The sequence below is a fragment of the Methanobrevibacter sp. genome, from assembly GCF_045611865.1.
Classification (GTDB): domain Archaea; phylum Methanobacteriota; class Methanobacteria; order Methanobacteriales; family Methanobacteriaceae; genus Methanocatella.
On record NZ_JAZKXX010000076.1, the window covers coordinates 41,083 to 54,818 of the forward strand.

14 protein-coding genes are annotated in these 13,736 nt (G+C 33.8%); all 14 read left to right on the forward strand.

Annotation, left to right across the window (positions count from 1 at the left end; genetic code table 11):
- The first annotated feature begins 30 nt into the window (after nucleotides 1-30).
- A complete protein-coding gene (locus ACKI32_RS09480; RefSeq protein ID WP_407415806.1) occupies nucleotides 31-390 on the forward strand; it encodes a hypothetical protein in 360 nt (119 codons plus the stop codon).
- Between the two features lie 172 nt (nucleotides 391-562).
- A complete protein-coding gene (locus ACKI32_RS09485; RefSeq protein WP_407415808.1) occupies nucleotides 563-2,617 on the forward strand; it encodes a hypothetical protein in 2,055 nt (684 codons plus the stop codon).
- 20 nt (nucleotides 2,618-2,637) lie between these two features.
- Nucleotides 2,638-3,051 carry a hypothetical protein gene (locus tag ACKI32_RS09490; RefSeq protein WP_407415810.1) on the forward strand — a complete coding sequence of 138 codons (414 nt, stop codon included), beginning with the start codon at nucleotides 2,638-2,640 and terminating at the stop codon, nucleotides 3,049-3,051.
- Nucleotides 3,048-3,857 carry a peptidoglycan-binding protein gene (locus tag ACKI32_RS09495; protein WP_407415812.1) on the forward strand — a complete coding sequence of 270 codons (810 nt, stop codon included), beginning with the start codon at nucleotides 3,048-3,050 and terminating at the stop codon, nucleotides 3,855-3,857. The genes ACKI32_RS09490 and ACKI32_RS09495 overlap by 4 nt, the downstream gene beginning before the upstream one ends.
- The gene (locus ACKI32_RS09500; RefSeq protein WP_407415814.1) at nucleotides 3,854-5,383 is read left to right on the forward strand and encodes a hypothetical protein; all 1,530 of its coding nucleotides are present in this window, start codon (nucleotides 3,854-3,856) and stop codon (nucleotides 5,381-5,383) included. Before ACKI32_RS09495 ends, ACKI32_RS09500 begins: the two co-directional genes overlap by 4 nt.
- The gene (locus tag ACKI32_RS09505; RefSeq protein WP_407415816.1) at nucleotides 5,371-6,282 is read left to right on the forward strand and encodes a hypothetical protein; all 912 of its coding nucleotides are present in this window, start codon (nucleotides 5,371-5,373) and stop codon (nucleotides 6,280-6,282) included. Before ACKI32_RS09500 ends, ACKI32_RS09505 begins: the two co-directional genes overlap by 13 nt.
- A gap of 20 nt (nucleotides 6,283-6,302) precedes the next feature.
- Complete coding sequence (locus ACKI32_RS09510) at nucleotides 6,303-6,710, forward strand: hypothetical protein (protein ID WP_407415818.1); 408 nt, start codon at nucleotides 6,303-6,305, stop codon at nucleotides 6,708-6,710.
- Nucleotides 6,697-7,860, forward strand: a complete 1,164-nt coding sequence (locus ACKI32_RS09515; protein ID WP_407415820.1) for a baseplate J/gp47 family protein — start codon at nucleotides 6,697-6,699, stop codon at nucleotides 7,858-7,860. Before ACKI32_RS09510 ends, ACKI32_RS09515 begins: the two co-directional genes overlap by 14 nt.
- A gap of 1 nt (nucleotide 7,861) precedes the next feature.
- The gene (locus ACKI32_RS09520; protein WP_407415822.1) at nucleotides 7,862-8,326 is read left to right on the forward strand and encodes a hypothetical protein; all 465 of its coding nucleotides are present in this window, start codon (nucleotides 7,862-7,864) and stop codon (nucleotides 8,324-8,326) included.
- Nucleotides 8,317-8,520: a hypothetical protein gene (locus ACKI32_RS09525; protein ID WP_407415824.1), complete on the forward strand. Its 204-nt coding sequence runs from the start codon at nucleotides 8,317-8,319 to the stop codon at nucleotides 8,518-8,520. The genes ACKI32_RS09520 and ACKI32_RS09525 overlap by 10 nt, the downstream gene beginning before the upstream one ends.
- Nucleotides 8,517-10,202, forward strand: a complete 1,686-nt coding sequence (locus tag ACKI32_RS09530; protein ID WP_407415826.1) for a hypothetical protein — start codon at nucleotides 8,517-8,519, stop codon at nucleotides 10,200-10,202. Before ACKI32_RS09525 ends, ACKI32_RS09530 begins: the two co-directional genes overlap by 4 nt.
- Complete coding sequence (locus ACKI32_RS09535) at nucleotides 10,202-12,892, forward strand: hypothetical protein (RefSeq protein ID WP_407415828.1); 2,691 nt, start codon at nucleotides 10,202-10,204, stop codon at nucleotides 12,890-12,892. The genes ACKI32_RS09530 and ACKI32_RS09535 overlap by 1 nt, the downstream gene beginning before the upstream one ends.
- Complete coding sequence (locus ACKI32_RS09540) at nucleotides 12,893-13,183, forward strand: hypothetical protein (protein ID WP_407415830.1); 291 nt, start codon at nucleotides 12,893-12,895, stop codon at nucleotides 13,181-13,183.
- A gap of 4 nt (nucleotides 13,184-13,187) precedes the next feature.
- Nucleotides 13,188-13,736 (forward strand): hypothetical protein (locus ACKI32_RS09545; RefSeq protein WP_407415832.1); only part of this gene is annotated, 549 nt, incomplete at its 3' end.

The following is a 13,736-nucleotide window of genomic DNA, read 5'->3' on the forward strand; positions in this document are numbered from 1 at the left end:
AAAACAAAATTTATTTTTTTGGTGATTATATTGACAAATGACGTGAAAATAGAAGTTGACGAAGTCAACTTAGAAGATTTAATCATTTTAGGTGAGGATAAATTAATTAATATTTCCATAGAATATCCTGAAGAAAATGATGGTGTAGTGAAGATTGTGAGGACTAAGGCTAAAATCAAACAGTTAACTATCAAAGAATTAAGAAATATAGATCTCAAAAATGTGAATGCCAATACTGTTGCAAGTATACTATCTAAAGCATTATTCAAACAAGATGAAACTAATTTTAGCAAAGAACTAATTAATGGTATGCCAATTGGAGTATGCTTTGCGATTACCCGTGAAATCATGAAAATCAGTGGTGTTGATGAAAACCAATTGGGGTTTTAGAACTCAAAAATGGTAAATTAAAGTATTTAACACTATTACATTTGTACACAGATTATAAAATAACCAACAAACCATTATCTGATTTAACTTTACTTCAATATAATACGATATTGAAAATCACTGATGAAATAATTAAGTTTAAACGTGAAAATAAACCAATGGCGGTGGTATAATGGCGAATCAGAAAGAAGTTAAAGTTAAAGTGGAAACAGAAGCGAAGCTCCAAGAAGTTCAAGCCTTAGAAGAGAGAATAAATGAACTTAAACGCCAAAAACTTCAATTGGATATAAAAACCAACACCGAAAAGTTGGAAGAAGTCAAATCAAGAATTGAATCTGTTAAATCCGAATTACAAACCTTACAAGGCAAAGCAGATGTTGACGATTCCGAAGTCAAAAAACTAGAATCTGAATTGGAAAGTCTGGAAGGCGAAAAATTGGATTTGCAAGTTTCCATTGAAGACAGCAAACTCAAATCCGTAGAATCCGAAATCGAAGGCTTAGATGGTACCACTATTGATGTTGATGTAAACAACATTAGCGCAATGGAAGCAGTTGAACAAATAAGTCAAGGTTTCGACAGATTAAAACAAGGAGCAGGTGAAGTTGGACAAGTAATGGGTGATGTGCTTGAATCTGCTGGAAGGATGGAACAGACTGAAACATTTCTGTCAATGAACCTTGGAGCAGATCAAGCTAAAAAGAAACTCGAAGAAATCAGAAGTGTAACTGATACATTACCTGGTGACGATGTAACTTTACAAAACCTATTAAGTCAAGCAGCTCTGAAAGATGTGCAGTTAGGCAAGGAAGAGTTTCTACAGATGGGTAATGCTGCTGCAGATTATATGGCTGCAATGCAAAACTTCGGAAAAACATCTACAGAAACACAACAAGACTTAATGAACTACATCCTTGCAGGTAACACTGCGGAAATCGAAAGGTCACCTATTCTACAAGCTCATGTTGATAAACTTAAAGAAGGAAAAACTGTCCAAGAAAGGTCAAAACTCTTGCAAGAAGCATTAACTGCAGAAGGATGGAATGGGATCGCTTCCCAAGAGATCTATAATAATAAATTACAGCAGTTCAATGACATGCTTGAAAGAGGAAAAATGAACCTTGGGGATATGTTCCTTCAAGGCAGTGAAGGTGCGCTTGATTTCCTCATGGACTTGGATCAAGCAACTGGTGGTCTAGTAGGTATGGCTGCTGCAGTAGGTAGTTTCGCATCTCCTTTAACAGATACATTGTTAGGTGTAGGTCAATTGGCTACTGGATTGAAATCACTTCAAGACTTGGGTGTTATCAAATGGTTTAAAGATTTGGAAATTGTAACCAAATTATCTGCAGCTGCAGATTGGTTACTTTCTGGCGCACAACAAGTATTAAATTTTGTTATGTATGAAAATCCGATACTCCTGGTGGTGTTGGCATTAATTGCTTTAGCGGCTGCATTAATCTGGGCATATAATAATGTTGATTGGTTCCGTGAAATGGTTGATAATGCCTGGGCAAGCCTTGTTCAAATAGGGCAAATCATATATGGTTATGTGATTGGGGCTATACAATGGTTGTCGAATCTGTTCAATAACTTCACATCACAATTAGGGTTAAATAGTAATGATTGGATACAAGCAGTCCTAGGATTTATCTTGTTTTTACCTACATTGCCTTTACAAGTAGGTATTGCTTTAGCAAATGCCCTTGCAAGAGCATTAGGTTTTAAAGGTAATTTTGTTCAAACATTGTTTTCAGCTGCAAGTGAGGCAGTTACCTCATTTTATAATGCTGTAATTGGTATTCCAAAAGCACTTCAAGCTTGTCTTGATTGGGCATATAATCTTGTAATGAGTCACCCATTAGTTCAGGCTTTGGTTTGGTTAGGTCAACAAGCCGTGAATGCATTTAGTGTTTTAGGATTGGGTCAAGGCTCTCCAGGTGATATAGTGGGAGCTATGGAAAACGAGTTAAATTGGACTAAAGATGTTATTCAAAAAAGCAATCTTGCAGATGATACTGCCAGTTTAGGAAAAGGTATGAGTGCGAGTTTCAACCCTAATTTAAATGCAGGTAGTAATGGTGTAATTTCAGGTTCAGCTAATAGTGGAGATGTTATTATCAATGTTTATGGTGATGTTGACAGTGATAAACGTGTTCGCCAAATTGTTGAAGTTGTAAGACGTGAATTATCTTGGAATAACGAAACGGCTGGCAGAACTGTATAAACTATGGAGGATATTTTTTTATGAAAACTATATTTGGAAATGCTGAAATTAATAATTTGGGATATTATCAGATTAAATCTCGTAAAGAGGGGAACCATAATAAATATCTCCATAGATTAAATAATTGTATTTTAAATTTACAGTTATTAAAACATGAATCTCATAATAAGTTACATAAAAAAGGCGCTAATCTTTCAGAAGTTCATAAAATGACTATTAGTGAATCAATGAAAAATAAAACAGGTTATTTTAGAGTACATAAGAAGAAAAAAAAGGATTGTAAACAAGGGTTTTACTGGGAGTACCAATATCATGAAAATGGTAAAAGAGTTTCTATTTCTTCAGTTGATATTACTGTTCTGAAAGAAAAAGTCCTAAGTAAAAATTTAGTGTGGCACGAATTCGATAATAATATAATCGGAGGGACAGTATGAGTTTCTTTAGCATATTACCTAAGGGAAAAAGCAAATCTTTACCGTTAACAGTAATTCGAAGTAGTTTGAATGTTGTTCCGGATTTGGATTTAAGCATCACAGATTTAAACAATAAAAATGGTACTCGTTTTAAACAGTTTTTCAACAATGGTAGTGGTGGAATTACTTTTACTGTGGAAGTAATCATTAACGAAGATGATGTTTATGGTAATACTTCTGTGTTAAATGTTCTGGATAATATCTACACTAATACTGAAGTGGTTAGTGTCGTTACTGAAGCTTTAGATATTCCAAATGGTGAGTATATTATCACAAAAAATCCGAAGCGTAAACAAACTTATAAAGGATCTACTAACTGGGAGTTAGAGTTCACTACGTATAATCCGTTGACTATTTGGAAGTATAAGAATGATAATACTCTTATTAAAAAAGCAATTAAAAAAGCCAACGCTAAAAAGAGTGTTAAGTCTAGTTCTACTGTGTATGCTAAGTTGAAAAAATGTAAACGTTCTACTTTGGTGTATAGTAAGAAACAGAAAACTGTGACTTGCGTTAAGTATATGCAAAAGGTTCTTTATAAGAAGGGTTTTTTAAGTAAAAACCAGGTTGATGGTTGGTTCGGTCCAAAAACAAAAGCGGCAGTTAAGAAGTTTCAAAAGAAATTCAATAAAACTCACGTGAAAACAATTACTGTTAAAAGTGGGGATGCTATCTCTAGTAATCCTAATAATTTATCGTATAAACTTCCAACTAATGGTAAAGTTGATGCAACTACTTTTAAAGCATTATATGGTGGAATAAAATGACCTCGATTGTTAAAACAAAGGAAGTTATTGAAGACGCCAATATTGTTAGTAATAATGCAAGAGTATATGTGATGCGGAAAAAAGACGCTAAGAGTACATTGGTTGATTGGAAAAATAAAAAGGAAATCCATTGGAGTAAATATCAGATTAAGGAATCTGATATGAGGGCTAAAACCGCCACATTCACTAGTCCACAATACTTGGATTTAACAACTGGTACTTATTGTGTTCTCATCACTTCAACAATGCATGAATCCTTTGGTGGAATCATATTAAATGTTGAGTATGATGAAGATACGGGGTTGTATAATTATCAATGTCAAGATTTTAGTAGGCTTTATCAATCTAAAGTGGATATAATTTCAGTTAAAAAATCATTGCACCGTGTTTTAAAGTATCTTATCACTAGAGGGGGGGTTACCCTTATTGGTGCTGTTTCTAAAACTAAACTCAAACAATATGAAAAGATGTTATCTGGTTTAAGACCTGCACACCAATACGAACAGAAGTATTATGGGAGCATTACTAATTTTAATCCGATGACTCAGAAAAATCAGATGATTATACGTGATAAGTCTTGGATTGAAATAATTCGTGACCTTGTTTATGGTACTGGAGCATATATTGATGTTTATTTTGACATATATGGTGTATTACATATTCAACCCTATCATAAAAAAGATTGGTTGGAAACTGGTTTGCATTTAACCGCTCCAGAGATTGCAAGTGCGGATCATAAATTTGACACTACAAATATTATTACTGGAGTTATTGTGAAATCCACTGATAAAACAAATGTTGGAAAGTATTATGGTGCTCAAGAAATGGTTAATCTCGATTTAACCGCATTTTTCGGACAGATTACCACAACTGTTGATAATCCAAACCAATCCACATCATCTTCATCTTCTAGTAAATCATCTTCTTCTAAAAAATCAACAACCGCAACTAAAACTAGTAATCCGTATGGTACTAAAAAGAAAGTGGTATGGTTGAGTATTGATACGATTGATGGTAAAACTAGTGATATGAAGAAAATGAATGACATGAAAGCCTTGCTACAAAAGCGAGGATGGGAAGTTCATGTTACAAGTGTGGGTCCTAGTTACCATTATTTAAACCGCGAGAAATGTAAGAAAGGTGTGTGGTTTGTCCTTTTTGGTGGTTTCTGTGCAGGTTCACTAAGAGAACTTGGGGAGAGTAGTTGGTTCTTAAATCCCTTGAAAAAGAATAAATCTCGTGTAGTAGTAGGTTTCTTCCCACCGGCACAAACTGGTATCTTGAAAGGTGGAAAATACTACAAACACCTTGGACCCGCCCATGATTGGGAGGGAAGCCAAAGTTACGCTCACCTAGATTATCCTGCCAAATGGATGTCTCAGCATGGTGTTCCATGGATGTTTGGTAAGAATGCTAAAGAGATGGTAGCGAAATTCCTTGCAGGTGGAGACAATTACAAAACCACCGGCAGTTATTATAAGTATTACGATAGTTGGACAAAACATGATGTCAAATGGATCAAGTGATAAGTATGGTGTTTTTAGGTTATCAAGATGAAGGTGAAGCTACTAAAAAAATTGTTGAAAGTGTAGGGGATTTATACTCCTTGAAAATCACTTTGCCACTAGGTAATCCTAACTTGAAACTTGTTCATACTAATCAGTTCTTGTTTACTGAAGCACTATCTGATGTTTTTGATTTAGCGAATATGGAGGCTATTAGTAAGGCATTGAATAGTACTTATAGTCGGTATAGTGGTTACGAAAAAAATCGTTGGTACATTGAAGGAAGTACTATTACTAACGATGGTAAGTCTGCGAAAATGGAATTGGATTTAAATCCTTTTGCGTCTAATTTAATAAGTTTTAAGGATTCTAAAAACGATTTCTTGAAAGCTTATACTGATGCAGTTAATCAAAATAATAATTCCAGTACTAAAAACACTGTTAAATCTGTTTCTAGTAACATTACTTTGAAAAATGTTAGTGGATTCAGTAAATCAGACCAAGCATTCATAAAAGAAGTAGTTACTAAAGCTTTTAAAGCTGCGGGTAATCCGAAGAAAGCTTTGGCTCAAGCTAAAGCAATACATGAATACTACAAAAAAACCCATGTTTACTCAGGGTATGAATGTATGAAGAAAATGAAAGCGGGCGGTTTTAAAAAATGTTGGAATGATGCACATCATAATTGTGGTGATGGTGCTGCTTGTTTACAGGCTATGTATCGTTGTGCTGGTTTCACTTGTGATATTATGAATGGGCATTACCACTTTTGGGTTAGGGTTAAAATCGATGGTAAATGGTATTATTGTGACCAATCTGGAGCAAGTGGAGCACATAATACTCGGGTATTAGGTGCTGCAGGAACCAATAAAAATGTTTTTGAGGGCATTAATGGAAGTGTAAGAAATGGTGGTTGTTAAAAACGTGAGGTATTAATTTTATGAGTATTTATGAATTAGGAACTGACATCCGTTCCGATTGGAGTTTTAATAATCTAAATGGGGATTTAGAATTAACTAGTAATGAAGACAATATTGTTCAATCAATTGTTAATCGATTAAACACCCGATTAGGATTTTTAGAGTTATATTACTCAAATTACGGTAGCGAACTCTATTCTTTCATGGGAGAACTAATTGATGAAACTCTTTTAAAATTTGTGAAAATAGAAGTTGAATCAACATTAAAACAAGATCCCCGATTGCAAGACGCTACTGTAGAAATAAGTTATACTGGTGATGGTAAAATTAAACTGGAAATTGATAATACGTATAATGAAGACTCAGATTTAAGTTTAAGTCTTGTTCTTAACGAAACTGGGGAGGTGACTGTTGATGGCAGTGAATGATGAAAGTTTTTACAATCTATTAGGTGAGGAAATAAGTCGAAACAATCTTGTTCAACAAATGATTGATTTTTACTCCTTATTGCTTGAGGTTGGTGAAACAAAAATAACTGATTTCAATGAAGGAAGTGAAATCAGAAATATTTTAGAAGCGTTTGCAGTTGATGTCTATATTTTAATGGAATCTGAAAATGAACTGACAGAAATTGGTTTTGTTGATACTGCTTATGGTGAATGGTTGGATAAACATGGTTTGAATCCTTTCATAGGTCTTGAAAGAGATGTGGGAATGGAGGCTACTGGTTATGTGACTTTCAGCATCCCTGAAGTTGCAACAACTGAACTGATTATCCCCGAAGGTACAATTGTTGTTTGTGAAGATAATGGATTGGAATTTATCACTGATAATGAAACGATTATTAGTGTTGGTGATGATGAGGCGAATGCAGCGGTCACATGTTTAACTGTGGGTAGTGATGGTAATTGTGTTGCTGAAACAGTAACTATTATTGATGATGAATATTTAAACATTCCTGGTTTAAGTGTTGTTAATGAAGAGGCATTTTCTGGTGGAACTGATTATGAAGAGGATGATGAATACCGTGAGAGATTATTGGCTTACATCAGAAAAGATGATTTCGGTAGCATTGGACACTATGAAGAGTTAGGAAATAATGTTGATGGTGTTCATGATGTAGTATTGGTCAATGCTACAGGGTACACAAAAAAGGTCCTGGTTAATGGTGATGTTAAACCTACTCCGGATGATGTTCTTGTTGAGGTGGCAAGTGAATTTACTAATACATTTAATATTGTTGTGAATCATACGTTTACGGTTGCAAGACCTACTTATGTCACATTGGATTTAAGTGTTGCGTTAGATGTTCTTGTTGAGCTTGATGAGGATGAATTGAAAACAGCTATTGCTGATTTCTTTAATGGTGGTAGTAATATTCCGAGTATGGACTTTGATGGTTTGTTTATTGGTGAGCCTTTGTCAAAATATAAGTTATATCCTTGTCTTGAAAGTTTTGAGGGTGTTGAATCCGTTACTGTGACTATTGATAATGAAGAGTTGTCAGAGATTACTTGTGAGGATGATGAGGTGTTTAAACTTGGAACTGTGACTATTTCTCAGAATGTGGTGAGTTAAAATGTCAATGTTTGGTGAAGAAATTATTGCTAGATTACCTCCTCATTCAGCATTACATCGGCAGGATAATCCTGGAAGAAAGATTATCATGAATACTATTGGTGAATGGTTGGACCGTTTTGAGGAACGGGATTGGATGGAACAATTTTTCTTACAGGATGCAACTGGAAAGTATCTTGATTTGCATGGTAATGATTTTGGTTTGCCTCGAAAGATTGATGAATCTGATGATGATTATCGTAATCGAATTATTTATGAGAGTTTAGGTCATTTAACTACATACTTCTTGAAAAGTGTGTATAATGTTGAACTCTATGTGAAAGTAAATGACTTTGAGGCAGATACAATGCTAACTAGTGATAATGAGTATATATCAAGTAATGGATTTATGGGTGTTGTTGATGAAACAACACAAGAGATCCTTGAGAAAAAATTTGTATTAGGTAGTGGTATAACATGGCTTTGAGCGAATGGGTTACAGATGACGACATATGCGCCCAGTTAAGATTACAGTTTGATTATGATGAAATGTGGGACATGGATTTCAAAACCGTGTTCAGTCACGTAATCGACAGAGGCGAAGATTTATACCTGGAACTAAGAGGACGTAAATTCAGCATTGATAAAATCACAGGCGCTGTTACGGAGGTAAATCAATGATTACTGTTGAAGATATTAATTCTTGCATGAGTCGATATGGAATTAATGGCTCATATCATAGAATAGACACATCAAACATTGGTACTGTTGCTTATTTAGATGTAAAATACGATTTTGTCATCTGCAGTCATACAATATCTGGAAGCAATCATACTTTCACTTTCAAACCACAAAATACGGCTTGGACTGGTGGTTACTACATATTGGATAGTGAAGGAGATTATATTGATGCAAATGCTACATGGGACAGTAGTACTGGTGTTCTGTCTTACACTACAACAGAAGAAAGCATTACATTAGTATTGTATTGTTCTAATCTTGCTTCAAGTTTTAATATCGTAAGATTAACCAACAAGCTTGTGAATCCTAATTGTATCTTTGTTAATCATGACGAAATTGGTGAGGATAAGACTATTAGGTATGTTAATCTCACTACTGGTGCGGAAAGTGATACTACAATCACTTTAGCTCGTGGAGTTAACACTATTTTATCAAATCATTATCTTATGGTTTATGTTCGTAAAATTGATTATGAGGTTAGTTTGGATGCTAATCTGATTGTGGGAAAAGTTAATACTGTTTCTTTTAATGCTCCTACTGGTTTTGATGCTACTTGTACTGTTTCATATCTAGGTAAAACAGATAATTTTAGTTTGTCTGATGGAAGTTTTGAAATTGATTTAACCAATTTTAACAGTAATAAAAATCTTGAAGTGTTCTTTACTATTCTTGAGAATGAGGATGTTTTGAGTAAAACATTCAGATTTATTTTGCCAGTTAACTATGTTAATGTTGGAACCTATGTTGACCTGGTCAATCAGATTAACTCTGGAGCAAGTATACTTCAGTTAACTGATGACATTCTGTTTTATAATCATATCTATGTGAATCATGATGTCTTAATTAAAGGAGCAGAACATAACTTAGATTTAGATGAATATTCTTTCTTTGTTACTGGAGATTGTAATTTAAAACTAGAAAATATTAACATTAGTAATGGTAATCCGGTAATATTCCAAAGAAAGAATAGTAAAGTTAATTTAACAAAATGTAGTTTCACAGGTGCAAGTAATGACTCTTATAATAATCTTGGAAGTGTTATTTCATGTGATATTGATATTTCTAGTCTTAATGTTCCTAATGATTTTATTACCAATATTTCAGATTGTAAATTCATAAACAATCACAATTGCATACTGCACGGTGGTACTTTAACAGTTAGAACCTCCAGTTTCCACAATACGGACATGGGATTCATTGACATTAACAATCCAGCATTCCTTTATCAAGTCGATGGTGAGGCAATAGTTGCAGATAGTATTTTCGATATTGATTATACTGGTAGAGATTATGAAGCAGCAAACCTCATGTATGCCCAGGCATTATTCATGATAGGTGAAAATGCTTTAATCAACAATGCAAACCACAAGGATTTAAGTAAAGATAATAATGTGAACTGGTGCAATGCACCATACAATAACCTATCCCATGTGTTCTGTAAATATTATTACTCACAAATTGAGGAAGCAGTATTCAGCAGTCCCGAAGCAGGCTATGAAGACAAAAGCTTATGCTACTGCGTAAGCGGTAGTGATTGGATATTTAAAGAACATGTGCAAATAACACGTGAATCCTCGGGAATTGAAAACAGAAATCGTAAAATAATATGGGAGGATGAATAATGTATTTTTCAAGCTTAATTAATCCTGAACTTGAGTTATATCATAAACTCATAAATGTGAGAAACATGAGTTTGAGTCTATCAGATATACTTGGTTCAGACCTTTTCAAAACAGTTAGTTTAGGTAGTGGATTATATAAGATATTCCCTTTGTTTTACTGCAAACAAATCACTTCAAACAACGATAAAATAGTGAAGATTTTAGAAAATAAATGCATAATCACTACAAATACAAACAACTTATTTTTCAACTTCATAACTGATAACGAAGACATCGTTATATTCGATGATACAGCGGTTCCTTTATTCGATATAAGCGACAGTGTATCCACAGAAGAATTTAATAATTATATACAATTATTAAGAAATAACATTGAATTCAAAGACAATATCAGTATTAATGAAGGTTTGGTGCATGGTACTTATGCAGATTACAGTTTCAGTTTAGATAATGTGACTGTTGTTGACAATGGAATACTAATCACTGAAGAAACATTATCATCAACCGCAACAGTCAGATTAGTGGATCCAATTTTCAAAAACAACAACTACCAAATGAAAGTCAATGTTTTCAGTGTCAGTGATGTTAATGTTATGGATAGTAATCGGAATAATATTGTCACAGATACTCTTACAATTGATTTGGAAGAGTTTGAAGATGTTGTTATACCTTTATCTGATTTGGATTTTAATATGATTGTTGGTTTTGATGCAGAAATCCTAATCAAACAGGACAAACCAATTATCAAATTAACTAAAACATTAGAATTAATTATTGGTAGTGGGCCGTATTATATTGGTGATAGTTTGACTTTATCTGCTCAATATAAGATGAATAGTGTTGCGGGTGGAAGTGGTGTTGAAGTAACATTCCGTAACCGTAACAATACATTAGGAACAGGTACAACTAACTCGTCGGGTATCGCTATGTATAATTATACTCCGAATAGTGTTGGTGAATATATTTTCAAAGGTGTTATTACTGCTGATGCTATTTCAAGTGATAATCTTAGTGTGAATGTTGTTAAGAAACCAACAACAATAACATTGGCAGCTGATCATAATGCTGTGGTGCCTGGTTCAAACATCACAATTAGTGGGACATTGAAATTCGGCACAACTGCTTTGTCTAATAAAACTGTTTCATTGGTTACTAGTGATGGAGATACTTTTAGTTTAACAACTGATAGTAATGGCGCTTTCAGTAAAATATTGTCTTATAATGGGGATAAACAGTTAACCGTTTCTGCTAGTTATGCTGGTGATGGGACTTATACTAATGTTGATAGCGAGTTTATTGTTGTTCGTTGGATTAATACTCCAGGAACAGTTACACTTGCCAGTAACAGTAATAGTGTGAAAGTTGGAGATACAGTTACGTTAACTGCTACAGTTTTAAATACTTTGGATAGTGCTTGTAGTGGTTTTGATGTTAAATTCTATAATGGTAACTTGTTGTTAGGAACTGAACCCACTAATGCAAATGGTGTTGCTACTTTTGATTATGTTCTTTCAACAGATGATGACCTTTCTTTAACTGCTAAATGTGAAGAGGTTACTTCCTCTGCGGTTAGTGTTACTGTCTCAAAATACGAAACTGCACTTACCTGCGGAGTTTCAAACTCTAATGTTAATGTTGGTGCAAACATCACAGTTTCTGGTAGGTTAACTGCTGGGGGGTCTGGTGTTGCAAGTAAACAAATTAAAATTTATCATGGTTCAAGTTTCATCACAACCGTGAATACTGATAGCAGTGGGAACTATTCCACAAGTATTAACTGTAATTGTATGGGGACCTGGCTTATAAATGCAGTGTTCAGTGGGGATAACGAATATGAAAGTAAAACATCTAGTTCTAATTATGTAAGTATTAATGGATATGCATCCAGCATTACTTGTAATGTTAATAATTCAGAGATTACTCCAAATGATTCAGTTACAGTGTATGGTACTGTTAGTGTTGGAAATGCAAATATTTACATTTACAAGAATAACACTTATGTAACTTCTGCAAGAGCGGATAGTAGTGGAAATTACAGTACAACCATTAGTGGTTTGGGTATTGGTTCATATACTATTAAAGCACAATATAATGGGAGTTGTACTTATTATAGTAGTAATAGTAGTGTTAATGTTACTGTGAAAAATCAACCGACTTTAACTTGTACATTAACACCACCTTCATCTATTTATGTTGATACTACACTCATAATTAGTGGGAATTTAAGTGCTGGTGCTAATAAAACTGTTAAAATACAAAATGGAAGTGCTGTATTATATACACTTACAACAGACAGTAATGGAGATTACAGTCAAAGTGTAAATTGTACAACAACTGGTATATTTCATTATAAAGCTGTTTTTGATGGTGATAATGATAATTATTCTGTTGAAACACAAAATAAACAATATAGGGTTCGAGAATATGATACAGAATTTAGAAATTGCACATATAGAAGTGATGGTCGTATTGAAGGATACTTATACAATAAAATTACCGATGAACCAATATCAAATCAAACTATAACTATAAAAAATCTTGATGGTACTGTTTTAGAACAACAAACAACAAATAGTAGTGGTTATTTTATGTCTTATTATAATAGCTATCTTATGGATGTTAAATTAGTATTTGCAAGTACAAATAAATACAAATCTTGTAACACTACAGTAATATGGAGTGGTGGTTAAATGGAGGAGGATAAAACAATAAGTGATGAAATTGACATCCAAATACAACACCAAATACAACAAATACCGCAACCCATTCTTTGCATAATCAGAAAAGTTTACTCTGATAACCATGTGGATGTTGAAACTGATATGGGGGTATTAAACTACATCGAGCTAATGGGTTACACAAAAGAAGGAGCAAAAGGCATTCTCCTATTCTTAGATGGAAGCATAGACAATCCATTATGCATTAGCCTCGACTTAACAAACATCTTAACTAGAATAACTAACTTAGAACAGGAGGGATGAACATTTGGATTTAAACTTTAATATTGAAAACCAAACATTAAAACTTGAAAAACCAAAACCACTAGCCAATAAAAGCCATGACTACTTGAAATTAAATTTTAATTTCAAAACCGAGGATTGGCAGGATAAAAAAACCTATTGTATTCTCCGTGATAGTCAACGGAAAAATTATCTCTTTGAAATCAATGATGGTGTTCTTGTACCGTCATGTGTTGTTCAAAGTCGTGAGTTTCATGTGACTTGTTATGGTACTGGTGATGATGGTGTAAGGATCACTACGAATATCTTGAAGATCCGTTTGGTAGAGTCTGGTTTTACTGGTGACATTTCAAGTGTGTCTGGTGATGTTGATGTGGTGCAGGACTTGTATGATTTAATACAAAACTTGGATGAGAGTATATCTGATGTGGGTAAGTCTGGTAGTTATCTTGATTTATTGGATGTGCCGGAGATATTTACACCCTCAGAGCATTCTCATTCCACATCAGATATAACAAATTTTAAAGAAAAAACCGCTAGTGAAATAAAATATAGTTATAGACAATTAGCCAAT

Bases quoted from the DNA above. Each gene is read 5' to 3' on its own strand.
- ACKI32_RS09485 (WP_407415808.1), top strand. From the start codon at position 563: ATGGCGAATCAGAAAGAAGTTAAAGTTAAAGTGGAAACAGAAGCGAAG.
- ACKI32_RS09490 (WP_407415810.1), top strand. From the start codon at position 2,638: ATGAAAACTATATTTGGAAATGCTGAAATTAATAATTTGGGATATTAT.
- ACKI32_RS09495 (WP_407415812.1), top strand. From the start codon at position 3,048: ATGAGTTTCTTTAGCATATTACCTAAGGGAAAAAGCAAATCTTTACCG.
- ACKI32_RS09500 (WP_407415814.1), top strand. From the start codon at position 3,854: ATGACCTCGATTGTTAAAACAAAGGAAGTTATTGAAGACGCCAATATT.
- ACKI32_RS09505 (WP_407415816.1), top strand. From the start codon at position 5,371: ATGGATCAAGTGATAAGTATGGTGTTTTTAGGTTATCAAGATGAAGGT.
- ACKI32_RS09510 (WP_407415818.1), top strand. From the start codon at position 6,303: ATGAGTATTTATGAATTAGGAACTGACATCCGTTCCGATTGGAGTTTT.
- ACKI32_RS09515 (WP_407415820.1), top strand. From the start codon at position 6,697: ATGGCAGTGAATGATGAAAGTTTTTACAATCTATTAGGTGAGGAAATA.
- ACKI32_RS09520 (WP_407415822.1), top strand. From the start codon at position 7,862: ATGTCAATGTTTGGTGAAGAAATTATTGCTAGATTACCTCCTCATTCA.
- ACKI32_RS09525 (WP_407415824.1), top strand. From the start codon at position 8,317: ATGGCTTTGAGCGAATGGGTTACAGATGACGACATATGCGCCCAGTTA.
- ACKI32_RS09530 (WP_407415826.1), top strand. From the start codon at position 8,517: ATGATTACTGTTGAAGATATTAATTCTTGCATGAGTCGATATGGAATT.
- ACKI32_RS09535 (WP_407415828.1), top strand. From the start codon at position 10,202: ATGTATTTTTCAAGCTTAATTAATCCTGAACTTGAGTTATATCATAAA.
- ACKI32_RS09540 (WP_407415830.1), top strand. From the start codon at position 12,893: ATGGAGGAGGATAAAACAATAAGTGATGAAATTGACATCCAAATACAA.